This window comes from Pseudonocardia sp. NPDC049635 (assembly GCF_040659795.1).
Taxonomy (GTDB): domain Bacteria; phylum Actinomycetota; class Actinomycetes; order Mycobacteriales; family Pseudonocardiaceae; genus Pseudonocardia.
In genome coordinates this window covers 336,995-362,519 of the sequence record NZ_JBFAON010000004.1, presented here as the reverse complement: position 1 = coordinate 362,519, position 25,525 = coordinate 336,995, and the positions used below count along the sequence as shown (strand labels likewise).

General features: G+C 71.8%; 23 protein-coding genes and 1 rRNA gene. 19 read left to right on the top strand and 5 right to left on the bottom strand.

Annotation, left to right across the window (positions count from 1 at the left end):
* Positions 1-78: ribosomal RNA gene (locus AB0J24_RS08285) — 16S ribosomal RNA — on the bottom strand; the annotation flags it as partial.
* A 641-nt stretch (positions 79-719) separates the two neighbouring features.
* On the opposite strand from AB0J24_RS08285, the gene AB0J24_RS08280 reads away from it, so the two are divergent.
* Entirely contained in the window at positions 720-977 is a 258-nt protein-coding gene (locus AB0J24_RS08280; RefSeq protein ID WP_358677350.1) for a hypothetical protein, read from the top strand.
* A gap of 12 nt (positions 978-989) precedes the next feature.
* On the top strand, positions 990-2,801 hold the full coding sequence (gene glmS, locus AB0J24_RS08275) for a glutamine--fructose-6-phosphate transaminase (isomerizing) (RefSeq protein WP_358677347.1): 1,812 nt from the start codon (positions 990-992) through the stop codon (positions 2,799-2,801).
* A 27-nt stretch (positions 2,802-2,828) separates the two neighbouring features.
* Here glmS and AB0J24_RS08270 read toward each other — a convergent pair whose 3' ends face one another.
* Complete coding sequence (locus tag AB0J24_RS08270; RefSeq protein WP_358677344.1) at positions 2,829-3,155, bottom strand: hypothetical protein; 327 nt, start codon at positions 3,153-3,155, stop codon at positions 2,829-2,831.
* A 178-nt stretch (positions 3,156-3,333) separates the two neighbouring features.
* Here AB0J24_RS08270 and AB0J24_RS08265 point away from each other — a divergent pair, with 178 nt between their 5' ends.
* Positions 3,334-5,577, top strand: a complete 2,244-nt coding sequence (locus tag AB0J24_RS08265; RefSeq protein WP_358677341.1) for a hypothetical protein — start codon at positions 3,334-3,336, stop codon at positions 5,575-5,577.
* Between the two features lie 26 nt (positions 5,578-5,603).
* Here AB0J24_RS08265 and AB0J24_RS08260 read toward each other — a convergent pair whose 3' ends face one another.
* Positions 5,604-7,232, bottom strand: coding sequence for a long-chain fatty acid--CoA ligase (locus AB0J24_RS08260; protein ID WP_358677338.1), 1,629 nt, complete (start codon positions 7,230-7,232; stop codon positions 5,604-5,606).
* Between the two features lie 301 nt (positions 7,233-7,533).
* Between AB0J24_RS08260 and AB0J24_RS08255 the strand changes: the two genes are divergently transcribed.
* Complete coding sequence (locus tag AB0J24_RS08255) at positions 7,534-8,208, top strand: ANTAR domain-containing protein (RefSeq protein WP_358677335.1); 675 nt, start codon at positions 7,534-7,536, stop codon at positions 8,206-8,208.
* 5 nt (positions 8,209-8,213) lie between these two features.
* Here AB0J24_RS08255 and AB0J24_RS08250 read toward each other — a convergent pair whose 3' ends face one another.
* The gene (locus AB0J24_RS08250) at positions 8,214-9,086 is read right to left on the bottom strand and encodes a universal stress protein (RefSeq protein ID WP_358677332.1); all 873 of its coding nucleotides are present in this window, start codon (positions 9,084-9,086) and stop codon (positions 8,214-8,216) included.
* Positions 9,087-9,271: 185 nt separating this feature from the next.
* Here AB0J24_RS08250 and AB0J24_RS08245 point away from each other — a divergent pair, with 185 nt between their 5' ends.
* Together AB0J24_RS08245 and AB0J24_RS08240 are read left to right on the top strand one after the other, a co-directional pair.
* Positions 9,272-10,555, top strand: a complete 1,284-nt coding sequence (locus tag AB0J24_RS08245) for a S8 family serine peptidase (protein WP_358677330.1) — start codon at positions 9,272-9,274, stop codon at positions 10,553-10,555.
* Position 10,556: 1 nt separating this feature from the next.
* Positions 10,557-10,763: a hypothetical protein gene (locus AB0J24_RS08240; protein WP_358677327.1), complete on the top strand. Its 207-nt coding sequence runs from the start codon at positions 10,557-10,559 to the stop codon at positions 10,761-10,763.
* Positions 10,764-10,789: 26 nt separating this feature from the next.
* On the opposite strand, the gene AB0J24_RS08235 is transcribed toward AB0J24_RS08240, so the two are convergent.
* On the bottom strand, positions 10,790-11,836 hold the full coding sequence (locus AB0J24_RS08235; RefSeq protein ID WP_358677325.1) for a Glu/Leu/Phe/Val dehydrogenase dimerization domain-containing protein: 1,047 nt from the start codon (positions 11,834-11,836) through the stop codon (positions 10,790-10,792).
* Between the two features lie 351 nt (positions 11,837-12,187).
* Here AB0J24_RS08235 and AB0J24_RS08230 point away from each other — a divergent pair, with 351 nt between their 5' ends.
* The 13 genes from AB0J24_RS08230 (at position 12,188) to AB0J24_RS08170 (ending at position 25,525) form a co-directional block, all read left to right on the top strand.
* Entirely contained in the window at positions 12,188-12,397 is a 210-nt protein-coding gene (locus AB0J24_RS08230) for a three-helix bundle dimerization domain-containing protein (RefSeq protein ID WP_358677323.1), read from the top strand.
* Positions 12,398-12,630: 233 nt separating this feature from the next.
* Positions 12,631-13,572, top strand: coding sequence for an LLM class flavin-dependent oxidoreductase (locus AB0J24_RS08225; RefSeq protein ID WP_358677321.1), 942 nt, complete (start codon positions 12,631-12,633; stop codon positions 13,570-13,572).
* Positions 13,573-13,577: 5 nt separating this feature from the next.
* On the top strand, positions 13,578-14,840 hold the full coding sequence (locus tag AB0J24_RS08220) for an NtaA/DmoA family FMN-dependent monooxygenase (RefSeq protein WP_358677318.1): 1,263 nt from the start codon (positions 13,578-13,580) through the stop codon (positions 14,838-14,840).
* A gap of 258 nt (positions 14,841-15,098) precedes the next feature.
* Positions 15,099-15,953 carry an ABC transporter ATP-binding protein gene (locus tag AB0J24_RS08215; RefSeq protein ID WP_358677315.1) on the top strand — a complete coding sequence of 285 codons (855 nt, stop codon included), beginning with the start codon at positions 15,099-15,101 and terminating at the stop codon, positions 15,951-15,953.
* Positions 15,946-16,773, top strand: a complete 828-nt coding sequence (locus AB0J24_RS08210) for an ATP-binding cassette domain-containing protein (protein WP_358677312.1) — start codon at positions 15,946-15,948, stop codon at positions 16,771-16,773. The genes AB0J24_RS08215 and AB0J24_RS08210 overlap by 8 nt, the downstream gene beginning before the upstream one ends.
* Positions 16,770-17,414, top strand: coding sequence for an ABC transporter permease (locus AB0J24_RS08205; protein ID WP_358677310.1), 645 nt, complete (start codon positions 16,770-16,772; stop codon positions 17,412-17,414). Before AB0J24_RS08210 ends, AB0J24_RS08205 begins: the two co-directional genes overlap by 4 nt.
* Positions 17,315-17,860 (top strand): ABC transporter permease subunit, encoded by a 546-nt coding sequence (locus tag AB0J24_RS08200; RefSeq protein ID WP_358677307.1) that lies wholly within the window; start codon positions 17,315-17,317, stop codon positions 17,858-17,860. Before AB0J24_RS08205 ends, AB0J24_RS08200 begins: the two co-directional genes overlap by 100 nt.
* A gap of 3 nt (positions 17,861-17,863) precedes the next feature.
* Positions 17,864-18,727, top strand: a complete 864-nt coding sequence (locus tag AB0J24_RS08195) for an ABC transporter permease (RefSeq protein WP_358677305.1) — start codon at positions 17,864-17,866, stop codon at positions 18,725-18,727.
* A 38-nt stretch (positions 18,728-18,765) separates the two neighbouring features.
* Positions 18,766-20,424 (top strand): ABC transporter substrate-binding protein, encoded by a 1,659-nt coding sequence (locus AB0J24_RS08190; RefSeq protein ID WP_358677302.1) that lies wholly within the window; start codon positions 18,766-18,768, stop codon positions 20,422-20,424.
* A complete protein-coding gene (locus AB0J24_RS08185; RefSeq protein WP_358677299.1) occupies positions 20,421-21,191 on the top strand; it encodes a GntR family transcriptional regulator in 771 nt (256 codons plus the stop codon). Before AB0J24_RS08190 ends, AB0J24_RS08185 begins: the two co-directional genes overlap by 4 nt.
* Positions 21,188-22,534 carry an NtaA/DmoA family FMN-dependent monooxygenase gene (locus tag AB0J24_RS08180; RefSeq protein ID WP_358677296.1) on the top strand — a complete coding sequence of 449 codons (1,347 nt, stop codon included), beginning with the start codon at positions 21,188-21,190 and terminating at the stop codon, positions 22,532-22,534. Before AB0J24_RS08185 ends, AB0J24_RS08180 begins: the two co-directional genes overlap by 4 nt.
* Positions 22,535-22,554: 20 nt before the next feature.
* Positions 22,555-23,883 (top strand): NtaA/DmoA family FMN-dependent monooxygenase, encoded by a 1,329-nt coding sequence (locus AB0J24_RS08175; RefSeq protein WP_358677293.1) that lies wholly within the window; start codon positions 22,555-22,557, stop codon positions 23,881-23,883.
* A 142-nt stretch (positions 23,884-24,025) separates the two neighbouring features.
* Positions 24,026-25,525 (top strand): MDR family MFS transporter, encoded by a 1,500-nt coding sequence (locus AB0J24_RS08170; RefSeq protein ID WP_358677290.1) that lies wholly within the window; start codon positions 24,026-24,028, stop codon positions 25,523-25,525.

Sequence of the window (25,525 nt, the reverse complement as noted above, 5' to 3'; positions counted from 1 at the left end):
AGGGCCTTACCGCTCGACTTGCATGTGTTAAGCACGCCGCCAGCGTTCGTCCTGAGCCAGGATCAAACTCTCCAACAAAAACCCTGACAAAAAAAGCCACAACTTCGCCGACGGGATCGACGAACCATGGCACAAACAACATGGCACAAAACGCCAAAAAATAGCTCGACACACTGTTGAGTTCTCAAAAGACACCCGCACCACACCACCGGCCACAACCGGATCCGAAGGCGGACCGCCTCGACCCCACCACCATAAACACCCGACAACATCGGACATCCACCCGGGGGGCCACCAGCCAACGGGGCCTGTTGACCGGGCAACCAAGGCCCGTTCTGTCCGGCTCACTCGCTGACCTGGATAAAGTTACAGCAGCGCTCTGGGCCCATGAACAGGGGGGTCCCCTTCCGGTGTCGCCGCAGGTCAGAGCGCCCCGGATGCACCTCCGGGGCACACCGGCCGGCCTGGCTGCCTGGCTGCCCGGCCGGGCACTCGAACTCCCCGATCGACCGACCGGCCCGGTGGCTCGACCGTCGCCCGGGGGGTGGCCGATCCCCGGCGTGGGCGACGCCCGGCGCCCGCTCCGCGGGGCCGAGTCGTGGATCACGAGCCCGTCCCAGGAGGGCTGGGGGGGGCACGACCTGCCGCTCGACCGAGGATCCTGCCCGGATCCGGGCAGGATCCTGGCCTCCACGACCCCGGACGGTCATGCTCGGACGGTGGATCCGGAGCTGGTGCGACACGTCGCGGTGACGACCGGTCTCCCGCCGGAGGTCGCGGCCCGGGTGGTCACCGACGTCGTCGCCCACTTCGCCGAGACCACCGAGGAGTTCGTCCGGCGCAGGCATCGCGAGCTGCAGGCCCGTGGTCTGCGCAACGACGAGATCTGGCCACGGGTAGGCGCAGAGCTCGACGCCCGGGTGGTCGCACCGGGCGCGGTGTCGGCGCGTCGGCTGCGCAGGATCGTCTACGGCTGAGGAGGACGTCGCATGTGCGGCATCGTGGGATACGTCGGGTCGCGGGAAGCCGCCCCCGTCCTGCTGGACGGGTTGGCTCGCCTGGAGTACCGGGGTTACGACTCCGCGGGACTGGCGCTCGTACACCGACGGAAGGTGAGCGTCCGTCGCACCGCAGGCCGAGTGGAGGACCTGCGCGATCTGCTGGACCGGGGCCCACTGCACGGGCGGACCGGGATCGCGCACACGCGCTGGGCGACGCACGGCGAACCCAGCGAGCGCAACGCCCATCCGCACACCGATACCTCCGGCCGTGTCGCCGTGGTGCACAACGGGATCATCGAGAACGCCGATGCCCTGCGCGCCGCGCTCACCGCCCGTGGTGTGGCGCTCTCCTCGGACACCGACAGCGAGGTGCTCCCGCACCTCGTCGCAGAGGCCCTGCAGGCCGGTGCCGGGTCGCTCGCCGAGGCCGTCCCGGCCGCACTGACCCACGTCGAGGGCACCTACGGGCTGGTGGTGCTCGACGCCAGGGCCCCCGAGGAACTGGTCGTCGCCCGCAACGGGAGCCCGATCGTGCTGGGGGTGGGCGACGGGGAGATGGTCGTCGCGTCCGACCTGGCCGCTGTCGTGCGACACACCCGGCAGGTGGTGTTCCTCGACGACGGCGAGCTCGTCACCGTCCGCGCCGACGGGATCGAGGGCTCGACCCGGATCGCACCCACCACGGTCGACGCCGACACCGGCGACTACGCGCTGGGCGGGCATCCCGACTTCCTCGCCAAGGAGATCGCCGAGCAGCCCGACGCGATCCGCCGCGCACTGGCCGGGCGGCTCGACACCCGTTTTGCCACCACCCGGCTCGGCGGCCTGGATCTGGACCCGCGGGACCTGCGCGGGGTCCGCCGGGTGCTGTTCCTCGGATGCGGATCCGCCTACTACGCCGGTGAGATCGGGGCCGGGCTGGTCGAGGAGCTCGCCCGGATCCCGGCGGCCGCCGAGCCTGCGGGTGAGTTCCGGTACCGGAACCCGGTCGTCGACCCGGAGTGCCTCTATGTCGCGGTCAGCCAGTCCGGGGAGACGGCCGACACCCTCGCATCCGTCCAGGAGCTGCGGCGCAAGGGGGGCCGGGTGATCGGCGCGGTGAACGTGATCGGGTCGGCGATCGCCCGCGAGTGCGGCAGCGGTGTCTTCCTGCACTCCGGGCCGGAGGTGTCGGTCGCCTCGACGAAGGCGGTCACGAACATGGCCGTGACGTTCGCGATGCTCGCGATCCTGCTGGGCCGGGTGCGCGACCTGTCCGTCGCCGACGGCCGCCGACTGGTCGCAGGCCTGCAGTCGCTCCCGGGCCACGTCGCCGAGATCCTGGAGCGGGACGGTGAGATCGCCGAGGTCGCGAAGCGTCATGCGGGTGCGTCGTCGATGTTCTTCGTCGGGCGCACCCGCTGCCGGCCGGTCGCGAGGGAGGGCGCGCAGAAGCTCAAGGAGATCTCCTACATCCACGCGGAGGCCTACCCGGCGTCCGAGTTGAAGCACGGGCCGCTCGCGCTGGTCACCCCGGACATGCCGAGCGTCGTCCTGGTGCCCGACGACGAGCTGCTGGCCAAGAACGTCGGCACGATCGAGCAGATCCGCGCCAGGGGCGGCCCGGTCGTCGCGGTGACCGACGCGACGCTCCCGGGCGGGCTCGCCGACGACGTCCTGCGGGTACCGCGGACCGAACCGGAGCTGGCACCGATCCTGCTCGCCGTACCGCTGCAGCTCTTCGCGCGCCACCTCGCCGTCGCACTGGGCCGCGACGTCGACAAGCCACGGAACCTGGCGAAGTCGGTGACCGTCGAGTGAGCTCTCGGGGCGGGCGGGGCGGGGCGGCTACCGGCGGTGGCCGAGCCGCCGGGCGTTGCCCCGCACCCGGGACCGGACCGGTGCCAGCGCCCGGGCCGCCGTCGCAGGCCCGGGGACCGCGGTCGCGGCGACGACGGCGGCCCGGGTGAAGGCATCGACCTTCTCCGTCCACATCCGGACGAGCTCGCGCTGCTCCCGGGGCCGTGGCGGCCATCCGCCGGTGACGAGCCGCGCGGTCCGGTGTGCGATCACCAGGGGCGCGGTGACCGCGATCTCGGCCATCGCGAGCCAGGGGGCGACGAACGCGGTGACTCCGCCGGCGCGGGAGGCGGGAGCACGAGAGGTACGGGCCATGAGCCGGACGGTAGCCCCGACCCCCGACCGAAACCACCCGTGACGCAACGGTCCGCCGGTCACCGAGCGCCCGCGACCGGTCACCGCCAGTCGCCCCGCGACACCCCCTCCTCTCGTTAACGATGCTTCCCGGGCCTCCGACACGGAACCGACCGCGACCCCCGGGAAGGACCACCGCATGCCCGTCGAGAAGTTCTGGGACGGCCTGGAGCGGCGCGTCGCCACCGGCGACGCACTGTCCGGGGGGCTCGGGGGGCTGACCCCGCCGGACGGCGTGACGCCCGAGTCGCTGCGCCGTGTCCTGGACCTCGAGGCTCACCACCTGCGTGATCCCGACCTCGCCGGCCGTCCGGCGGCAGTCCCCCAGCAGCTCCTCGCCCGGGCGGTCGCCACCGGGGAGAAGGCGCTGGCCGGCGCCGCCCGGCAGCGGATCGACGCCCGGGGACTGCTGGTGCTGGCCACCCGATGGCGGACCCGGCCGCCGTCCACCGCGCTGCGGCGGATCCTCGACGGTCACGGCGACGCCGTCACCGGGCTGGTACTGGAGCCCGACGGACGGTTGCTCTCGGTCGACGCGTCCGGAGCCGTTCTCGCCTGGGACACGGCGACCGGGCTGGCCGCGGCGACCGATCCGGTCGCGGGCACCCACGGGCCCCGGCCCGCGCCGGCCTCGCCCTGTGCGCGTGCGCTCGCCGTCTCCGCCGACGGCGGCCTGATCGCGGTGGCCGGGGCGGGCGGCGTCGTACGCGTGCTGGCCACCCACGGCGTGCAGGTCGGGGAACTCCCCACCGACGGGACGGAACCCGGCGTGCTCGCCTTCGCCTGCACCGCGGCCGGGGCGACCAGGCTGGCCGGCGGATCCGCGCTGGGCACCGTCCGCATCTGGGACGTGATCGGCGGGACCGCGGTCACGATCCCCGCGGCCCACACCGGCCCGGTCCGGGCGCTCGCCGCCGGCGGACCCGGCACGATCGTGTCCGGTGGCGTCGACGGCGCGCTGCGGACGTGGGACGCCTCCTCCGGTGCCCTGCTCGCCGGGCTGGAGGGTGACTCGGCGGTGACCGGGCTGGTCCGTACCGGTCCGGCCGAGCTGCTGGTCACCACCGCGGACGGCGGCGTGCACCGGCTCGATCTCGTCGCGGGCCTCCCGCAGGCATCGGAGCGGATCGGCGGGGGCACGGCGACGACCGCCGCGGCGGGGGCCGACACCGGGACCGCGCTGGTCGCCCGCGCGGACGGCGGTGTCGAGCTCTGGCGGACCGGTGACGACGACCCCGCGCCGGTGGTGCTGGCCGGGCACGGGGCCGCCGTCCGCGCCGCCGCCCTCGACGCCGACGGCGCGATCGCGGCGACCGGTGACGATCACGGGCGGATCCTGCTGTGGGACACCACCGGTGTCGACGGCGACGGGGACCGGCCGGGCCTGCCCGCCGCGGTCGGGGTGATCACCGTGGCCGGGGATCTCGTCGTCTCCGCCGCACGCGGGGCCGGACCGCTGGTGGCCCGTGACCGGCAGACCGGTGACGAACGCTGGCGGTGCTCGACGGACGCCCGGCACGTGTGGTCCGACACGGGCGGGACGCGGCTGTTCACCGTCACCGAGGGGGCCGCGGACCGGATCGAGGAGCGGCACGCCGCCACCGGGGTCCTGGCCGGGTCGACCGCGGTGAACGGCGCCGTGCTGGCCGGGAGGGGTGGGCTCGCCGTGCTCGGCGACACCGGCCAGGACCCCGGGCGGATCACCGTCGCCGATGCCCGGAGCGGCCGGGAGTTCCGCTCCGTACAGCTGCCCCGACCTGCCCACCGGGCCGCGCTCACCCCCGGCGGAAGCACCGTGCTGCTCGGCTCGGACACTGCGCTCATGGTGTGGCACACCGCATCCGGTGAGCTGCACGAGGTTGCGCTGCCCGGCTCGCAACTGGCCGGCGTCGCGATCGACGACGACGGCTGCCATGCGGTCGCGGCCGACGCGGACGGCCGGGTGCACACCTGGGCGGTCGGGTCGGCCGCCGTGACCTCGGTGCGCGCCGACCCGGTGCTGCTGCGCGCGGTGGCCGGGCTGGCCGGGCACCGGGCCGTCACCGCAGGCTCCGGCGGGAGCGTGGTGCTGTGGGACCTGACCCACGCCGAGATTCTCGGCCGGGCCCCGCTGGACGCGCCGCTCACCGCCGTGGCCGCCGTCGCCGGGCAGATCGCGGTCGGCGACGCATGCGGCGACACGCACTGCCTGGACGTGCTGGAGCGGGCGCCGCTCCCGGCCGGGACGATCCCGGAGCAGGGGCCCGGCGCGTCCGCGATCCCCGGGCCACGGGACGCCGAGCCGGCACCGGGCGGGCGGTCCGCCGGCACCGGCAGCGCGAGCGGGGAGGCGGAGCCGGCCGGCGGCCGGACCCCGCTGTTCCGGAGGCTGTTGCGGAGCTGAGCCGACCAGGACGGTCCAGGACCCGGTCAGGACGGAAGGGTGTACCCGCCGAACTTGTCCCGCAGCGTCTTCTTGGAGAACTTTCCGACGCTGGTCTTGGGCACCTCGTCGATGAACTCCACCGCGTCGGGCAGCCACCACTTGGCGACCTTGCCGGACAGGAACTCGATCAGCTCGTCCGCGGTGAGCTGCTCACCGTCGGCCACCACGACACAGGCCAGCGGACGTTCCACCCACTTCTCGTGCGGTACGGCGATCACCGCGGCCTCGGCGACCTTCGGATGCGCCATGATCTCGTTCTCCAGCTCCACCGAGCTGATCCACTCACCACCGGACTTGATCAGGTCCTTGGTGCGGTCGACGAGCTTGACGTAGCCGAGCCGGTCGACCACGGCGACGTCGCCGGTGCGCAGCCAGCCGTCGTCGGTGAACTGGCTGCCTCCGCCCTCCCCGCGGTAGTACTCCTTGGCGATCCACGGCCCAGCGGCCTGCACCTCACCGGTGGAGACCCCGTCCCAGGGCTGCTCCTCGCCGGTGTCCGGATCGGCGATCCGTAGCTCCACCAGCGGGACGGCGGGCCCCTGCATCGCGCGGACGTCGGCCTTGGCCTCCTCGGGGAGCCCGTCGTGTTCGGCGCGGAGCACCCCGAGCGCCGCCAACGGGGACGTCTCGGTCATCCCCCAGCCCTGCAGCAGAGGCAGCCCGGTCGCCTCCCGGAACCCCTCCGACAACGACTTCGGCACCGCCGATCCGCCGCAGAGGATCGTGCGCAGCGAGGACACGTCGTAGTCGGACAGCTTGGGGAGCAACCCCATCCAGATCGTCGGGACGCCCGCCGCGACCGTGACCCGGTGCTCGGCGATCAGCGAGAGGATCGCGTCCGGTGTCATGCCGGGCCCGGGCAGCACCAGCGACGTGCCGGCCAGCAGGCAGCCGTAGGGCAGGCCCCAGGCGTTCGCGTGGAACATCGGCACGACGGGCAGCACGACGTCGCGCTCGCGGAGCCCGACGCCGTCGGCGAACAGCGTCGCCAGCGAGTGCAGCAACGTGGAACGGTGCGAGTAGACGACGCCCTTCGGGTTCCCGGTGGTGCCGGAGGTGTAACACATCGCGGCGGCGGTGTTCTCGTCCTCGACGACGAAGCGGCCGCCGACCGGGGTCGCGGCGGCGAGCAGTTCCTCGTAGTCGGAGACCCGGGGGTCATCCGGGAGCTCGGGACCGGCCCCGTCGTCGATGACGACGACGTGGCGGACCGACTCCAACCGGTCGACGTGCTGCCAGAACAGCCCCAGCAGCGACCGTTCGACGAAGACGACCTCGTCACCGGCGTGGTTCGCGACGTAGACGAGCTGCTCGGGGAACAGCCGCAGGTTCAGCGTGTGCAGCACCCGGCCGGTGCACGGCACGGCCAGGTAGAGCTCGAGGTGGCGCGCGGTGTTCCAGCAGAAGGTGCCGACCCGCCCGTCCGGGGAGATCCCGAGCGTGTCCAGGACGGTGGCCAGCCGCCGGACCCGGACGGCCCAGTCGGCGATCGTGATCGCCTCCGTGGTCCCCGCTGGTGTCGCCGTGACCAGTTCCTTGTGCCCGAAGTACTGCTCCGCACGGTGGAAGACGTGCGGCAGCGTGAGGGGGCGGTCCTGCATCAGTCCGAGCATCGTTGCTCCTGGCGCCGTCGTGTCCGGTGAGGTCGGTCACCGCGACACTACCGTCGCCGCGACGGGGACCGGATGATCGCCGACGCTCCGTACCGTGCGGCACGGTGCCCTCCGGTGGGCCGGGTGTCGTAATGTGTTCCGGTGTCCGCCGGTCGATCCGGCCGGGTGGACACAGTCGATGGGTCGAGCAGCCGGCCCGGCGTCCTTCCTCCGGGGAGGACGGTTCACGTACGCACGAGATGCCGTGGACCGCGCCGGGTGGTACCACCGACCTCGCGCCGTCCGCGACGGCGGAGGTCTGATGTCCACGGGGTCGTCGAACCTGCGGTACCTGCGCGGCTGCCGCGACGACCCCGCCTTCCTGGCCACCCGCTCGCCGTACCTGGTCCTCGACCGGGACCTGCGCATCGTCGCCGCGAACCCCGCCTACTGTGCGGCGACCCTGCGCGCACCGGACGAGCTCACCGAGCGCCCCATGTTCGAGGTGTTCCCGGACAATCCGGACCTCCCCGGGGCCGACGGTGTCGTGAACCTGACGTCCTCGTTCGAACGCGTGCTGCGCCGCGGCCGCCGCGACGCGATGCGGGTGCAGCGCTACGACGTGCCCGGCCCCACCGGGACGACCGGGTTCGTCGAGCGCGTGTGGGTGCCGGTGAACTCACCGCTGCGCTGCCCGGACGGTCACGTGATCGGGTTGCTGCACCACGTGGAGGACGTCACCGGTGTGCTGGACGGCGCGGCTCCCGACGACGGAACCGGGGCGGCCGTGCTGGCCCGCACGCTGGCCGCCGAGAACGCCGGACTGCGTGCGCGGTTCGACCGGCACGCCAGCATCGAGCAGGCCAAGGGAGTACTGATGGCGCGGCGCGGTTGCACGGCGGACGAGGCGTTCGCTCTGCTGCGGACCCTGTCGCACAACAGCAACACCAAGCTCTACGCGGTGGCCGACGCCCTGCTCGCCGAACTCGGCCGGTAGCACCCTCAGCCGCGGACGATCAGTACCGGGCACGTCGCGTGACGCAGCACGGCCTGACCGACCGAGCCGAGCAGCAACCCCGCCAGCCCGCCGCGGCCCCGCGAGCCGAGCACGACCAGGCCGGCCTCGGCCGAGTGCCGGACGAGCGCACGGGCCGGCCGGTCCCGCACGACGACGCGCTCCACCTCGACGTCGGGATACTTGCCCGACCATCCGGCCAGCCGCTCGGCGAGCAGTGCCCGCTCCTCGGTCTCCCAGGCCTCGCTGTCGATCAGGACGGCGACCGCCGGGTCGACGACCACGTCGGACCAGGCGTGCAACGCCCGTAGCGGCACCGAACGCCGGGACGCCTCCTCGAACGCGACGCCGACGGCGGCCTCCCCGGCCGGTGACCCGTCGACCCCGAGCAGCACGGGGAGCCCGGAGCCGGGCGCCCGCTCACCGCGCACCACCAGTACCGGTGAGCCCCCGTGCGCGGCGAGCGTCACGGCGACCGATCCGATCAGCAGGCCGGTGAACCCGCCCAGCCCGCGACTGCCCACCACGGTCAGCACGGCTGAGCGGGACTCCTCGGTGAGGACCTGGGCCGGATGGCCGGTGCGCAGCTCCGAGTCGATCTCGATCCCGGGCGCCGCACCGGCGGCCACCTCCGTGGCCAGCTCCAGGGTCGCCCGCAACGACGTCGCGACCTGCTCCCGGTAGGCCGCGGTCAGGCCCAGGTCGTGCCGGGGGGCCGCGGGCAGCGGGGTGAACACGGCGACCAGGCGCAGCGGGACGTGCCGGGACGCCGCTTCGTCGGCCGCCCAGCGGACCGCGTCGAGTGCGGACTCCGACCCGTCGACGCCGGCGACGACCGGACCCGTGTGCCGTGCTGCCATGCTCGCGCTCCTCCCCCGAGGACCGGTCGTGCCCGGCCCGCCCGATGTCCAGGATGCACCGGTGTCCGGCTGCGGCACCCGGGTCGTCCGGCCCCCGTGGCCGGGACCGACGGTCCCGTCCGGATGCCCGGGGTGGACCGTTGCGGCACGATGGGTGATCGGACGTCGAGATCACCGGAGGCGACATGACCGCACCGTTCCCGACCGGGAGCAGCCGGCCCGGCGGCACCCTCACCGGTCGCTACCTGCTGGTGCTCGGGGACGACCTGCTCGGCGACGACGACACGGCCGCCCGCGCCTGTGTCCGGGAACTGACCGGGCTCACCGAGGTCACGAGCAGCCGCGACGCCCTACCACTGTCCCCGTCCGGTTTCCACCCGACGCTGCTCGCCCGGCTCGGGGTCGCGGTCGCGGAGCTCGACCCGGACCGGTTGCGGGCCGCCCGCGCCGACCGGCGGCTGATCGCCGTCGAACCGGAGCGTGTGCAGCGCGCACTGGGCTCCGGCTCCGGGCTGTCCGCGGAGTACCTGCGCGGGTTCGCCGACGCCGCGACGTTCCTGCGCGACCGGGCGATCGCCGGCGCGGCAGCCGAGGCGCCGGTGCCCGCCCGGTTCGGTGACACCGAGCAGCTGACCTGGGGGCTGCAGGCCACCGGGGTCGACGCGGTGCCCGAGACCGGGGCCGGGATCGGCGTGGCGGTGCTGGACACCGGTCTCGATCTCGGTCATCCCGACTTCGCGGACCGCGACATCGAATCCCGCTCGTTCGTCGACGGGCAGCAGGTGCAGGATCTCCAGGGGCACGGCACGCACTGCGTCGGCACCGCGTGCGGTCCCCTCTCTCCCGGTTCGGGTCGCCGCTACGGCGTCGCGTACGAGTCCCGGATCCTGGTCGGCAAGGTGCTCGGCGACGACGGCTCAGGGACCGACGCCGGGATCCTCGAAGGCATCGAGTGGGCGATCACGAGCGGCGCGCAGATCGTCTCGCTGTCGCTCGGGGCGGACCTCGACGAGGTGTCCGCCGCCTACGAGAACGCCGGCCGCAGAGCGCTCGACGCCGGCGTGCTGATCATCGCCGCGGCCGGGAACAACGCCGAGCGCTCCGCCGGGAACGTCGGCTTCGTCGGTGTCCCGGCGAACAGCCCGTCGATCATGGCGGTCGGCGCGGTGGACGCCGCGCTCGCGATCGCCGAGTTCTCCGCCGCGAGCTCGGCGGTCGACGGCGGGCAGGTCGACATCGCCGGGCCCGGCGTGGACGTCTACTCGTCGTGGCCGATGCCGCAGCGCAACGACACGATCTCCGGGACGTCGATGGCGACCCCGCACGTCTCCGGGATCGCCGCGCTGCTCGCCCAGCGGACCGGGGCCCGTGGCCGCGATCTGTGGACCGGGCTCACCCAGGCGGCGCAGCGGCTCCCGCTGCCCTCGGGCGACGTCGGCGCCGGGCTCGTCCGCGCGACCGGAGGCTGAGATGGCGAGGGTGCTGGTGTCGGTGACCCGCGGACACCCGGTCGACGACGTGGCCAGGGCCTGTGCGGCGGCAGGGTTGCAGGTGGAGAAGGTGTTGCACGCCGTCGGTGTCGTCGTCGGGACCTACGACGACGACCCGCCGGACCTGGCCGGGCTGCCCGGCGTCGGCTCCGTCGAGCCGGACGGTGAGGTGCACCTCGACGGATGACCGACGGCCGTGCAGCGACCGGCGGATCAGGCCAGCGCGGGGAACGCCGGGCGCGCCGCGGCCTGTGCGGTCAGCCGGGCCCTGGCCAGCTCGTGGGCGACGGTGACGGTGTCGGTCCCCCGCTCGGCCGCGGCGTCCAGGATCCGGACCGCGGTGGTACCGATCGCGTCGATCTTGTCGTCGATGCCGTCGTCGCTGCCGAGCACCTCGGCCTCGCAGACGATCACACCGCCGGCGTTGGCGACGAAGTCCGGGACGTAGTCGACACCGCGCGCGGCCAGGGTCGACGCGAGCTCCGGGGCAGCGAGCGGGTTGTTCGCACCGGGGACGATCGCCCCGGCGCGCAGCCGGTCGACCACCGTCGCCGTGAGCACACCGCCTGCTGCGCAGGGGCAGAGCACGTCGACGTCGGCGGTGAGGATCTCACCGACCGGCACCGCGACGGCACCCGCGGCGTCCCGCACCGCCCGCACCCGGGCGTCGTCCACGTCGGTGACCAGGACCTCGGCGCCGGCCGCGCGCAGCAGCCCGACCAGTGACGCCCCGACCTTGCCCAGGCCCTGCACGGCGACCCGGCGACCGGCGAGACCGTCGTGGCCGGCCCGCCCGAGGGTGGCTCCGATCGCCCGGAAGACACCGCGGGCGGTGAACGGTGAGGGGTCCCTGCGGGAGGACACCACCGGCACGTCCTTCGCCAGGATCTCCATGTCGGACGCGTCGGTGCCCATGTCGGCGCCCGGGATGTAGCGCCCGCCCAGCGAGGCGACGTGCCGGGCGTGCACCGGCAGGAACGCCGCCTTGTTCGCCGGCGTCGGCGCGGCGTCGACGACGCTCTTGCCGCCGCCGAGCGAAAGCCCGGCCAGCGCGGACTTGTAGGTCATGGCGCGGGCGAGCGCCATCGCGTCCCGGACGGCGTCGTCGAAACTCGGGTAGGCGCGCATCCGTACCCCGCCCAGCGACGGGCCCATCGTGGTGTCGTGGATCGCGACCGCCGACCGGATCCCGGAGTCCGGGTCCCGGACGAGGGTCAGCTGCTCGAAGTCGTCGGCGTCGAGGATGTCGAGGATGTTCATGGGGTCTCCACGGAGCGGCGGCGGGGCCCGGGGGTGTGGGCCGTCCACGGCAGTCCAGCGTCCGCCGGGCCCCCGAGCAAGATCCTCGACCGATCCGGCCTCCGACACGCAACGAACACGCGTATCGGCGCCAGGACGTATCAGATCGTTGCGTCGACACTGAGCATGCTCACCACTTCCGGGTATATCGGTCGACGGCCGCGCTCCGGACACCTACCGTGGGTGGCGATCGCACGGGCCGACGACCGGCCCGTCGCCCGGTCGTGCAGGGCACCGCCCCTCGACCCGCCCGGCACCACCACGTGGTGGTGCGCCCGGGCACCCGACCTCCGAAGAATCGACCACAGAACCGTGCGCGTCCCACTGCTCAGTCCCGACGACCCCACCGTCCGCGACGCCGTCGACCGGCTCGCCGCCGAGTTCGCCGGACGGGCCCCCACCTCGCTCGTCGAGCAGATCGTGCGGGGCTCCCGCGACGACCTCGACAGTGTTCCCGCCCCGGCCCTGCCGGAGATGGTGGAGCGGCTCGCCCGGCAGCGGCTGATCGAGCACGTGGGCTGACGGGATCGAGCGTCAGCCGGTCTCGACCCCGGTCCCGAGGCACGCGAGGCCGCTCGACCGGCCGGAAATCGCTCACCGGATCGGCGGGATTCCGGCCGACCTCCCTGCATCGCCGCAGCTCATCGACTCGGGACACGGAGTACGACCCGCGCAAACGACTCGGAACGGCCACGTTCCGTCCAGGCAATCCCGGCCCGTTTCGCTAATGCCACACCGAAACGGCAGGAGGGCCCGTGACCACCGCGCCCGGCGTCACCCGACACACCACGCCACCGTCCACCGACGACCCGATCCTGGGCTGGTTCCAGGCACCACTCGATTCCGGTCCCGGCCCCGGATTCCTCGACCGGCCCGACGCGACCGGTCACACCTGGCTCGCGACCCAGCTGGAGTGTGCAGGCGTCGAGATGCTCGTCCTCGACGGGGCGGAGGCGGGCCCTGACCCGTTGGCCGTGGCCCCGCTGGTCGTGGCCCACACCGAGCGCCTCGCGGTGGTCGTCCCGGTCGACCCGGTCGGGCTGCCACCGTGGATGGCCGCCCGCGCCATTGCGACTCTCGACCATCTCGCGGACGGGCGGGTGGGGTGGTACCTCACCGGTCCCGGTGCCGACTGCACGGAGCGTGCGAACGAGTACGTGGACCTCCTTCGCCGGCTGTGGGCCTCGTGGGACGCCGATGCACTCGTCATGGACCGCGCCGCCAACGTCTACGTGGACCACACCAAGGTCCGGCCGATCGATTTCACGGGTCGCTTCTACGCCTCGCGAGGACCGTTGAACACCCTGCGCCCGCCTCAGGGTGCCCCGCCCCTCGTGCAACCTCTCGGCGGGCCGGACCGGGCGGCCCCGATCGGCAACAGCGACGCCTTCGTCGGTGGGGCGGGGCCGGGACACCTGCTCGTCGTCACACCGGTGACCGATGCCGTCGTCGAGGACACGACCCCGGACGGCACCCACCTGCTCGGCGGGCCCGTCGCCCGGATCGTCGACCGGCTCGCCGCCCTGCTCACCGGCACCGGTGCTGCCGGGGTGCTCCTTCGCCCGGCGGACGGGACCCGTCGTGGCGCGAGCGAGCTGATCGATGAGCTGGTCCCCGCCCTGCACGCCGCCGGGATCGGTGCCCCGTCGGCCGGCGGGATGCTGCGCTCCCGCCTCACCGCTGCGACCCGGAGGTGACCGCCATGCCCGATCGCCGTTTCCATCTCGCCTGGTTCATGAACTTCAGCAATCCGCCGTGGAACGGCCAATGGGCCGGTAGGGACGGCCGAGAATGGCCGAACGGAAAGTTCCACGTCGATTTCGCCCGGGCACTCGAGCGTGCCTGTTTCGACTACATGATGCTCGAGGACTCGTCGATGGTCTCCGACCAGTACGAGGGCTCGTCGCGGGTGGACCTCAAGTACGGGCTCTACGCACCCAAACACGATCCGGTCATGCTGGCTCCCGTGCTGGCTGCCGCGACCCGGCACCTGGGCATCGTCGCCACCTGTTCGACCTCCTTCTACCCGCCCGAGATCCTGGCCCGTCGCTTCCACACGCTCGATCACCTCAGCCGGGGCAGGATCGGGTGGAACATCGTGACCTCGAGCGAGGACCGTGCGGCGCAGAACTTCGGCCTCCCGCGGCTGCCCGAGCACGACAAGCGTTACGAGATGGCCGACGAGTACGTCGACGCCGTCGAGCAGTACTGGTCGGCCGCCCCCGTCGATCCGGCCGATCCGCTGCCGTCGATACAGGTGAAGGGCAGCTACGTCCGGATGGACGCGACGGTGCCGGGGCCGCGGTCACCTCAGGGCAGGCCCGTGTACTGCCAGGCCGGTGGTTCTCCCCGCGGCAGACGCTTCGCCGGCGAGCACACCGACACCCTGCTCACCGGAGCAGGCTCGGGGAACCGGTCGATGAAGGAGTTCCGGGACGACATCCGGTCCTGCGCGGCTGCGGCCGGTCGCGACCCCGACGCTGTGAAGGTCCTGTTCATCACCTCGCCGATCCTCGGTGACACGATCGAGGAAGCCCGCGCGAAGCGTCGTGCGATGGAGGCCGCGATCGATTCGCGGATCGAGTCCACGCTGGGCCACATCGGCGCCCTGACCGACAACGACCTGTCCGGCGTCCCGCTCGACGAGCCGTTCGGTGACCTGAAGACGAACGGCCACCGGACCACGCTCGCCGACTTCATGTCCTACGGCGACACCCCGCGCGAGGCCGCCCTCGGCTGGTCCATGAAGAACGTCCGGTTCGTCGGCACGCCCGACTCGGTCGCCGAGGAGATGGGCGAGGTCATGGACGACGTCGGCGGGGACGGCTTCCTCATCAGCGGTGGGATCACCCGCCGCTACCTGGCCGAGATCACCGACGGGCTGGTGCCTGCCCTTCAACGACGCGGCCTGGTCCGTTCGAACTACGAGTACGCCACCCTGCGAGAGAACCTCATGCAGTTCTGAGGGAGTCACATTAATTGCCGGTTTACCATTGGTGACCGTACTCGACACGCCAGCTTCGTACGCTTGCCATCTGCCGCGGACATGGCGGATGCCGGTCCTGTCGTACCTGAATAGCTCTCTCGAGCGCCGATCATCCGTCCGATGCGCGACCGCAGGCTCCACCGTTCGGGAGCGACGCCGCTCCCACCTCACATCACGCCCCGGGTTTCAGCTTCCACGGGTTCCGTGTCCCAGTCGGTTCTTGTCGATCACCCACCTGTGACCACGCCGGGCACCGCCCAGCTCGAGGTCATCGGTCTCACGGTTCGTTACTCCGGTCAGGTGGACGCACCCGCCGTCGACGACGTCACCTTCTCCATCGCCCCCGGTGAACTCGTCGCGCTCGTCGGTGAGTCCGGATCCGGCAAGACGACCCTCGGCATGGCGGTCGGCGGCTTCTCCGACCCCGCAGCCACCGTCACCGGAGAGTTGCGGCTCGCCGGTCGGTCGATCCCCCCGCCCGCGGCCACGCTGCTGCCGTATCGCCGTGCCGGGGTCTCGATGGTTTTCCAGGACCCGATGAGCTCGCTCGACGTCGTGTGGACGGTGCGCAGCCAGTTCTCCGCCGTGCTGCGAGGTACCGGTGTCACCGATCGGGCCGAGATACGCGCGAGGACCGCACAGTGGCTGCTCAAGGTCGGCCTGACCGATCCCGACCGGGTCATGGCCTCGCGCCCGTACGAGTTGTCGGGCGGTATGCGCCAGCGGGTCATGATCGCGCTCGCACTGTGCAGTGCCCCCGCGCTGGTCGTCGCCGACGAGCCCACCGGTTCGCTGGACGCCGAGAACTCGCGGGCGGCGATGGCGTCGTTCATCGACCTGGCCCGCGACTCCGGGACGTCGCTGCTCATGATCAGCCACGACATCCGGCTGTGCCGCGAGTACGCGGACCGGATCCTCGTCATGCATCGGGGAAAGGTCGTCGAGCAGCTCGCTGCGAACGCCGTCGACGACGCCGTGCACCCCTACACCCGCGCGTTGCTGCGCTGCGTGCCGACCATGGCCAACTTCACCGTCCGCCGCCTGCCGACGGTCGACTCCTTCCTCGGTACCGGTGAGCTCGTCGATGGCTGAGCACCACCGCACCCGGCTGGTCGCCGCGGGGGTGACGAAACGGTTCGCCGGCGGTGGTCGACGTCCCTCGCACGTCGCCGTGGACGGCGTGGACCTTGCGATCGAGGCCGGCCGCAGTATCGGGATCGTCGGCGAGTCGGGCTCGGGGAAGAGCACGCTCGCCCGCCTGTTCCTCGGCCTCACCTCCCCCTCCGACGGCCGCATCGAGCTCGACGGTGAGGATCTGACCGAGATCCTGTCGGTCCGCTCACGCCTGGTGGCCTTCCGCCGGCGGGTGCAGTTCGTCGCGCAGGACACGACATCGTCGTTCGACCCGCGCCGTTCCCTCGGTGACACGTTGGCCCGACCCGCCAGGGAGCTGCTCGGGATGAACGGATCGGACTCCGCCGCGCTCGCGGTGCGGACGGTCGCCCGTCTCGGCCTCGACCCGGCGATGCTCTCCCGGTTGCCCGGTCAGGTCTCCGGCGGGCAGCGGCAGCGCTTCTCGCTGGCCCGGGCACTGGTCGTCCAGCCCGACGTCCTGGTCTGCGACGAGGTGGTCTCCGCACTCGACGTGTCGGTGCAGGGCGCCATCCTCAACCTGCTCTGCGACATCCGCGACGAGTTCGGCACCTCCATCGTCTTCGTCTCCCACGGTCTGCCCGCGACCGCGTTCATCGCCGACGAGATCGCCGTGATGTACCGCGGCAGGCTCGTCGAGCACGGACCGACCGAGCAGGTCGTCGAGCACCCGCAGCACGACTACACCCGTCGTCTGCTCGCCGCCCAGACCGGCCCCGGTGACGCCGACGCCGTACTCACCGCGGGCGTGACACCGTGACCACCGCCGTCGACGATCCGGTGCTCACCGGTACCGGCTCCCGGATCGGGGCGGTGTTCGGCCGGCACCGCTGGTGGATCACCCGGCTGCTGGCCCTGCCGGTGCACCTGTTCTTCTTCGCGATCTCGGTGTTCTTCCTGGTCCGTCTGGTCCCCGGCGATCCGGTGCTGGTGGTCGCCGACAGCGACGTCACACCGGAGCAGTACGCGCAGATCGAGGCGCGGCTGGGACTGGACGGCAGTCTGCTCTCCCAGCTCGGCCGTTTCCTGGGTGGACTCGTCACCGGTGATCTCGGTGCCTCGTTCGTGACGAGCAGGGATGTGTTGTCCGACCTGCTGACCCGGTTGCCCTCCACGGTCGAGCTCGCGCTCCTCGGCGTGACGGGCGCCGTCGTCGCTTCGCTCCTGGGCGGCTACCTGGTCGTGACCCGGCCGCAGACCCGCTTCGCGAGGGCGGCACGCGTCTATGCGCGGACCGCGGGCGCACTGCCCGACTTCTGTCTGGCCGTCATCGGCATCGTGGTGTTCTACGTGGTCCTGCGGTGGGCGCCCGCGCCATTGGGCCGGTTGTCCACCCGCCTCGAGCCGCCGCCACGGGTCACCGGCTTCTCGCTGTTCGACGCGTTGGTGACCGGCACCTGACCCAGTTCTGGTCGATCGCGACCCATCTCGCGCTCCCGGTGATCGTGATGATCATCGCCTACACCCCGCTGATCATGAAGCAGCTGGTGCTCGGCCTCGAGGACGCCGCGACCTCCCAGCAGGTCCGCTTCCGGATCGCCAGCGGCGCGACCCGGGGCGCGGTGATCCTCAGCCTGTACCGCAGGGCGCTGCCCAGTGCGGTGATCATGGGTGGCTCGCTGTTCGGAGGGCTCTTCGGCGGCGCGGTGATCATGGAGTCGCTGTTCTCCCTCGGCGGGATGGGCCAGTACGCGGTGGATGCCGTCAACTCCTACGACCTGCCGGCCCTCCAAGGGTTCCTGCTGGTCACCGCTGCTGCGTCCCTGGTGGTGTTCCTGATCGTCGATCTGATCAACATGCTGCTCGACCCGCGCCTGCGCCCCGGCGTCACGACCAGGGAGGCCTGAGCGATGGCGACGATCTCCGCCCCCCGCTCCTCGGTGCGGTTCCGCGCCTGGGGTCACTGGTGGCGCTTCACCCCGCTGCTGGTGCTCCTGCTGCTCGCCGTGTTCGGCCCGCTGCTGGTGCCCTACGACCCCACCCGGGTCGTCGGCCCGCCCTCCGTGCCACCCGGTGCGGAGTTCTGGTTCGGGACCGACTCGCAGGGCATGGACGTCTTCAGCCGCACCGTCGCCGCGTTCCGGCTCAACCTCACGATCGCGCTGCTGGTCACCACCCTCGCCACGGTCGTCGGCATCGCGAGCGGTGTCCTCATCGGACTCCACGAGTCCCGGCCCGGACCGATCGGTGCGCTCGCCAGGGCAGGTGGGCGGGTGCTCGACCTCATCGACGCGGTGCCCGCCGTGGTGGTCGGTCTGGTCGTGGTGGCGCTGTTCGGCGCCTCCGGTGCGGCGCTGGTCGGCGCGCTCGCGTTCATCCTGCTGCCCAACCAGGCCCGGCTCACCCGGACCGAGACGCTCCGAGTCCGGCACGAGGCCTACGTCGAGGCCGCCACCGTCTCCGGGCTGAGCAACCGCAAGACGACCCTGCTCCACGTCGTGCCCAACTCGGCACTGCCGGCGCTGGAGAACAGCTCGCTCGTGTTCGGTGTCGCCATCATCGTGTGCGCCGCCCTCGGCTTCCTCGGCGTGGGCCTCCCCCCGCCGACCCCGGAATGGGGCGCGATGATCTCCAACGGAGCCAGCGATCTCGGTCTGCGCCGCTGGTGGGCCGTCACGTTCCCGACCCTCGCCCTGATCGCCGCCGTCGCCTCCGTCGCCGGTGCCGGGCGCGGCCTGCTGACCGCACTTCGCCCCCCGGCAGCCCGCCGGTGAGCCCGAACCCTCATCCCGCTCCCACAGGAGGACCTGTCATGTCCGCCGATCGACCGCCCCGGCGTCGCCGGTTACGCACCATCCTGGCCGCCGCCGTGGCCGCGCTGACGCTCGCCGCCTGTGGGGCCGAGGGCCCCGGTGAGGCCGCCGGGGCCGACGGAACGATCGACCAGCTCGTCGTGACCACCTCGTCGCAGACCCTCGACTTCGCCGCCGACACCGGCGTCAACGGGGGGATCAACAAGGCCGAGGTCCTGGTCAACACGCACGGCTACCTGCTGCAGAACGCGAACGTACCGCTCGAGTCCGATCCCACCGCCTACCGGCAGGACGTGTTCACGTTCGAAGGTCAGCTGGCGGAGAGCTGGGAGGTCTCCGACGACGGGTTGACCTACACGTTCACGCTGCGCGACGGCATCCTCAGCCACGCCGGTAACGAGCTCACCGCCGACGACGTGCTCTGGTCCTACGAGCGCAAGTTCGCCACCCCCACCAGCACGGCGATCAGCGTGCTCGCCGACATCGTGACCGACCCGGCCGAGCAGTTCGCCAAGGTGGACGACCGCACCTTCACGATCACGATCCCCAAGGCCAGCTACGGGTTCGACCTGCTGTCGATCCTGGCGAACTCGACCGCCCAGATCTACGACAGCACGCTGCTCAAGCAGCACGCGACCCCCGAGGACCCGTACGCGGTCACCTGGTCGGCCACCAACCCCCAGCACGGTTTCGGGCCGTACATGGTCGAGTCGGTCACGCCGAACGAGGAGACGGTGCTCGTCGCCAACCCGAACTGGACGCTCTCCGAGCTGGCCGTCCAGCGGATCGTCTACCGGATCGTGCAGGACCCCGCCACCCGGGCGAACTCGGTGCTGCTGGGTGACGCCGACATCGCCGAGCAGCTGCGTCCTTCCGACCAGCAGGCACTGGCCGCCTCGGAGGACGTCAAGCTGTACACCGTCGACAGCAACGAGATGGCGATCATGCCGATGGTGGTGAACAAGGCGCCGTTCGACAACGTCCTCGTCCGGCAGGCGATGGCGCACGCGATCCCCTACGACCGGATCATCTCCGACGTCTACGGCGGACGCGCCACCCGCAGGCACAGCATGCTGCCCGAGAACCAGCCCGGTTACGACGGATCCGGACTGTCCTCCTACGACCACGACCCGCAGCGCGCACGGGAGCTGCTGGCCGAGGCGGGACACCCGGACGGTGTCACGTTCACCCTGACCATCGCGGCCGGCATCCCCGACATCGAGGACACCGCGGTGCAGATCCAGACCGCTGCGGCCGAGGCCGGTTTCACCGTGGAGATCGAGACCCTGCCGAGCCCGGCCTTCGCCGAGGCCCGTGCGAACGGCACGATGCAGGCGTTCCTGCAGCGCGACTACTCGGTCGTGATGGCCCCGCTGTACCAGCTGTCGGTCTGGACCCAGCCCGACTCGCGGATCAACTGGGCCAAGTGGGAGGACCCGGACTACTACGCCGCGCTGGACGCCGCCACCGAGATCGCCGATCCGCTCAGCGACGAGGCCGGGGTGCGGTGGAACGCCGCGGAGCGGGTGCTCACCGAGCAGCTGCCGTGGGTCTTCGTCACGGGCCTGCAGCCCTCCCAGGCGTTCAGCTCGTCCATCGCGGGCTACGGCTGGCGATCCGACAACATCCTGTCCTTCCGCCTGATGGAGCCGGCGTGACCATCGACCCGGGTTTCTGCCCCGCCGTCCCCCGGCCCAGGCAGGTGCACGTGCCACGCCGGCCCGACCGGCAGCGGTCCTCACGCCGGGCCTACGACATGCTGCGCTCCTACCTGCGCGAGGTGCAGCCCGGGCAGCGGATTCTCGACGAGCACGTCGCCGCCCTGTTCAACACCAGTCGCGGCAGCGTCCGGTACGCGATGCACGCCCTCGTCGAGGAGGGGGTGCTGACGCGGGCACCACGCGTCGGCACGACCCTGGCCGGGCAGACGATGAAGGTCGGGCTCGACGAGCTGACCGCGGTCTCGCTCACCGACGAGCGGGGCCGGCCCCGGCTGCACTGTTCCCGGCTGACACACAAGATCATCCCGGCGGCCCCGTACGTCCAGGACAGGCTGGAGAGCCGGGCCCCCCGGATACAGCTCATCGAGACGCTGGTGGAGCTCGACGGCAGCCCGGTCAGCGTCCGGGAGGCCTACCTGTCCGAGTCGGTCGACCGCGAGGCGATCACCGACGACATCGAGGAGCTCGAACCGGTCGTCGAACGCATCTTCGGCGAGGCCGTCGGGGAGATCGAGAGCGCGATCGAGTCGATCTCCTGCAGCGAGCAGACGGCGGCGTCGCTGGGCGTCGCACCGGGGTCGCCGCTGCTGCTCCGCGAGACGCTCATCCGCGGAGCGTCCGGGCGTCCGCTGATTCTCAACTTCACCCAGTACCGCGGTGACCGGGTCACCCTCGTCTCGCTCAACCCCCGGAGGTCCTCATGAGCTCTGCGCGCGGCCCCATGCACTTCGGCTGGTTCCTCGGCGACGGTTTCGGGATCCACCAGTGGAACACCGTCGCCCCGGGTGGCGAGTTCAACGGGCGCGACGGCACCGACTGGATGCGGCCGGACCTCTACGTGGACCTGACGACCTCGCTCGAACGTGCCTGCTTCGACTTCATCCTCATCGAGGACAGCATGATGATCGAGGACACCTACGAGGGCAGCATGCGCTACACCCTCAAGCACGGGCGGATGGCCCCGAAGAACGACCCGCTCCCGCTCGTCCCGTTGATGGCGAGGGCCACCCGACACATCGGGATCATCCCGACCGTCTCGACGATCGCCTACCACCCGTACCTGGCCGCCCGGCTGATCACGACCCTGGACCACCTCACCGAGGGACGGGTCGGCGTCAACGTGGTGACCTCGGTGACCGACCGGGTCGCCCAGAACTTCGGCCACGACCAGCACTTCGACCACGACCTCCGCTACGAGATGGCCGGCGAGTGGATGGACGCGGTCACCGCCCTGTGGAACTCGTGGGAACCCGGTGCCGTGGTGCTCGACGAGCAGTCGGGCACCTACGCCGACCACACCAAGGTCCACCCCGTCGACTTCGCCGGGAAGTGGTTCCGGACCCGCGGCCCGCTCAACACCATCCCCGGACCGCAACGCCACCCGGTCGTCGCCCAGGCCGGCAACTCCCCGCCCGGCAGGCATCTCGCGAGCGGGATCGCCGACACGATGCTCGCCCACGCGACGAGCGTGGAGGACATGAAGACCTTCCGCGCGGACATGCGCAGGCGGCTGTCCGAACAGGGCCGGGACCCGGACTCCTGCAAGATCCTCTGGCTGGTCACCCCGCTCATCGCCGAGACCGACGCGCAGGCCGCGGCCCAGTGGGAGCAGTGGCGAGCGGCAGCCGGCTCGGAGGAACGGATCCAGTCCCGGTTGTGGGGGATGTCGTACGTGAGCGGTGGCCGGGTCGACTTCTCGAAGTTCGACCTCGACGGGCCGGTGCCGGACGTCGTGGGCAACGGTGAGCGCAGCTCGATGGCGACGTTCACCGACCGCGGGGCCGGCCGGACGCTGCGCGAGCTGCTGGTCGACTTCGTCCCGTTCGGCGGCCATCTCGGTCTGGTGGGCTCCCCGGACACGGTGGCGGCCAGGATGGGTGAGGTCATGTCCGAGGTGGGTGGCGACGGCTTCCTGATCTACGGCGACATGACCCGGCGTTCGATCTCCGCCGTGGCGGACGGGTTGGCACCCGCGCTGCGCAGGCGCGGTCTGATCCGCGACGGCTACGACCACGACACGTTCAGGGCGAACCTGCTCGCCTTCTGACTGATTGGTGACACGAATCGATGTTCCACCTCGGTTGGTTCCTGGGTGCCGGGTTCGGCATCCAGCCATGGAACACTCAGACCTGGGACGGCACCTTCCACGGGGTCAACGGCCGGACCTGGATGAAACCCGACCTCTACGTCGACCTCGCGACCTCGCTCGAGCGCGCGAACTTCGACTTCCTGTTCATCGAGGACACCCTCATGGTGGAGGACACCTTCGAGGGCTCGATGCGCTCCACTCTCAAGTACGGGCGGATGGCCCCGAAGAACGATCCGGTACCCCTGGTCCCGATCATGGCCCAGGCCACCCGGCACCTGGGGATCATCCCGACGATCTCGACGATCGGTTACCACCCGTACCTGGCCGCCCGGTTGATGACCACGCTGGACCACCTCACCGACGGGCGGGTGGGGATCAACGTGGTGACCTCGGTGACCGACCGGGTCGCCCAGAACTTCGGCCACGACCAGCACTTCGACCACGACCTCCGCTACGAGATGGCCGGCGAGTGGATGGACGCGGTCACCGCCCTGTGGAACTCGTGGGAACCCGACGCGGTGGTGCTCGACGAGCAGTCGGGCACCTACGCCGACCACACCAAGGTCCACCCCGTCGACTTCGCCGGGAAGTGGTACCGGACCCGCGGCCCGCTCAACACCATCCCCGGACCGCAACGACGACCCGTGGTCGCCCAGGCCGGGAACTCGGGTCCCGGCCGTGATCTCGCCGCCCGGCACGCCGACACCATGCTCGCGCACGCGACGAGCATCGAGGCGATGAAGGAGTTCCGCGAGGACATGCACGAGCGGTTGCGGCAGCACGGCCGGGCGCCCGAGGACTGCAAGATGGTCTTCCTGGTCACCCCGACCGTCGCCGAGACCGACGAGCAGGCCGCCGAACGGGACCGGATGGCGGACCTGCACGCGAGTGATCCCGACGCGATCGAGGGCAGGCTCTGGGGCCTGACCTACGTCAGCGGTGGACGGGTCGACTTCGGTTCGCTCGATCTCGACGCCCCGATCCCGGAGGTCGTCGGCAACGGCGAGCAGAGCTCGCTCGCCGCGTTCGCCGCACGCAACGTGGGCCGGACCCTGCGCGAGGCGGTGTCCACACCGCAGCCACAGGGGCACCGGCTGGGGCTGTCCGGATCACCGGACACCGTCGCGGCTAAGATGGGCGAGATCATGGCCGAGGTCGGTGGGGACGGATTCCTGCTCTACCCGGCGATGACCAGGCGCTCCATCGCCGAGATCACCGACGGTCTGGCCCCCGCACTGCGGCGCCGGGGGTTGATCCGCGACGGTTATGAGCACGCGACGTTCCGCGCGAACCTCCATGCCTTCTGAACCACCCACACCCGTGCCCCCGGTGACGCGCGACGAGGCCGTCGCCGGGGGCGCTCCACCCTCACACCCGACCCCACGTCCGGCCCCGCATCCGACCCCGCATCCGGCCCCGCATCCGACGCTGTCCCCGGCGCGTATCCGGATGGTCCTCGCCGCCCTGCTCGTCGGGGTGTTCCTCGCCGCGGTCGACCAGACGGCGGTCGCCTCCGCCCTGCCCACCATCGCCGGTGAGCTCGGCGGGCTGGACCAGGTGGCCTGGGTCGTCGCCACCTACCTGCTGACCCAGACCGTGTCCACCCCGCTCTACGGGCGGCTCTCGGACATGTACGGCAGGAGGCGGCTCTACCTGTTCGCCATCACGATCTTCGTGTTCGGCTCGGCCGGGGCCGCACTGGCCGTCGACCTGCCACAGCTCATCGCGGCGAGGGCCGTGCAGGGGGCCGGTGCCGGTGGGTTGATCTCACTCGCCCAGGTGGTCCTCGGTGACCTCATCCCGCCGCGGGAGCGGGGCCGGTACTCCGGCTGGCTCGGCGGTGTGTTCGCGGTCGCCAGTCTCGGTGGCCCGCTCCTCGGCGGGGTGTTCGTCGACGCCGGCATCTGGCGGGCGATGTTCCTGGTGAACATTCCGGTCGCCCTGGTGGCGGCACTCGTGATCGTGCGGGCGCTCCGCGGGCCGATCGGGATACGCAGACGGGTGCCGATCGACTATCTCGGGACGGGCCTGTTCGTGATCGGTGCCGGCAGCGTGCTGCTGGGTCTGTCGTCGCTGCGGTCCGGGTTCGGGGCGCCGACGGCCGGGACGCTGGTGGGCGGGCTGGTGCTGCTCACCCTGTTCGCGGTGCACGAGCTGCGGACCCCGCACCCGTTGCTGCCGCTGCGTTCGCTCGCCGACCGGACCATCGTCACCAGTGCCGTACTGAGCTTCGCGACCATCTTCGCGATGCTCGGGAGCCTCACGTTCCTGCCGATCTACCTGCAGGTCGGTCACGGCTTCTCGGCCACGGTGGCCGGGCTGCTCCTCGTCCCGCAGGCCGTCGCCGTGGTGGCGGGCAACATCATGGGTGGCCGGCTGGTGACCCGCACCGGGCGGTACCGCACGATCTGCGTCACCGGATCGGCGATGGTGACGGCCGCGCTGGTCGTCATCGGGCTGCTGCCACCCGGCGCCCCGATCTGGCTCTTCGTCGCGGCGCAGACCGTGCTCGGCCTCGGGATCGGGACCGTGTCACCGCTCCAGATCGTCGTCGCGCAGAACGCGGCCGTCGCGTCCGAGATGGGGGTGGTCACCGCGAGCGTGATCTTCTTCCGGTCGGTCGGCGGCACCCTGGGTGTCGCCGTGCTGGGCACGGTGCTCGCGGCGGGCCTGCACACCGTGCTGGTCGCCCCCCTCGCCGCCGTCGGCTGGACCCCCGACCGGGTCCTCGGATCGCCGGCACAACTCGCGAGCCTGCCCGCCGAACTCCAGGCCCGCATCTCCGAGACCATCATCACGGAGATCGGGCACATCGTGCTGATCGCCGCGGCCGTCGCCGCCGTCGGCCTGCTGATCAGCCTCTCCATCATCGACCGCCCGCTGCGCGAGAGCGTCCATTCCCCGGACGATCCCGTCACGCAACCGGGCACTCCTCCCGGAGGTGCATGA

Bases quoted from the DNA above. Each gene is read 5' to 3' on its own strand.
- glmS (WP_358677347.1), top strand. From the start codon at position 990: ATGTGCGGCATCGTGGGATACGTCGGGTCGCGGGAAGCCGCCCCCGTC.
- AB0J24_RS08270 (WP_358677344.1), bottom strand. From the start codon at position 3,155: ATGGCCCGTACCTCTCGTGCTCCCGCCTCCCGCGCCGGCGGAGTCACC.
- AB0J24_RS08265 (WP_358677341.1), top strand. From the start codon at position 3,334: ATGCCCGTCGAGAAGTTCTGGGACGGCCTGGAGCGGCGCGTCGCCACC.
- AB0J24_RS08260 (WP_358677338.1), bottom strand. From the start codon at position 7,232: ATGCTCGGACTGATGCAGGACCGCCCCCTCACGCTGCCGCACGTCTTC.
- AB0J24_RS08255 (WP_358677335.1), top strand. From the start codon at position 7,534: ATGTCCACGGGGTCGTCGAACCTGCGGTACCTGCGCGGCTGCCGCGAC.
- AB0J24_RS08250 (WP_358677332.1), bottom strand. From the start codon at position 9,086: ATGGCAGCACGGCACACGGGTCCGGTCGTCGCCGGCGTCGACGGGTCG.
- AB0J24_RS08245 (WP_358677330.1), top strand. From the start codon at position 9,272: ATGACCGCACCGTTCCCGACCGGGAGCAGCCGGCCCGGCGGCACCCTC.
- AB0J24_RS08240 (WP_358677327.1), top strand. From the start codon at position 10,557: ATGGCGAGGGTGCTGGTGTCGGTGACCCGCGGACACCCGGTCGACGAC.
- AB0J24_RS08235 (WP_358677325.1), bottom strand. From the start codon at position 11,836: ATGAACATCCTCGACATCCTCGACGCCGACGACTTCGAGCAGCTGACC.
- AB0J24_RS08220 (WP_358677318.1), top strand. From the start codon at position 13,578: ATGCCCGATCGCCGTTTCCATCTCGCCTGGTTCATGAACTTCAGCAAT.
- AB0J24_RS08210 (WP_358677312.1), top strand. From the start codon at position 15,946: ATGGCTGAGCACCACCGCACCCGGCTGGTCGCCGCGGGGGTGACGAAA.
- AB0J24_RS08195 (WP_358677305.1), top strand. From the start codon at position 17,864: ATGGCGACGATCTCCGCCCCCCGCTCCTCGGTGCGGTTCCGCGCCTGG.
- AB0J24_RS08190 (WP_358677302.1), top strand. From the start codon at position 18,766: ATGTCCGCCGATCGACCGCCCCGGCGTCGCCGGTTACGCACCATCCTG.
- AB0J24_RS08180 (WP_358677296.1), top strand. From the start codon at position 21,188: ATGAGCTCTGCGCGCGGCCCCATGCACTTCGGCTGGTTCCTCGGCGAC.
- AB0J24_RS08175 (WP_358677293.1), top strand. From the start codon at position 22,555: ATGTTCCACCTCGGTTGGTTCCTGGGTGCCGGGTTCGGCATCCAGCCA.
- AB0J24_RS08170 (WP_358677290.1), top strand. From the start codon at position 24,026: ATGGTCCTCGCCGCCCTGCTCGTCGGGGTGTTCCTCGCCGCGGTCGAC.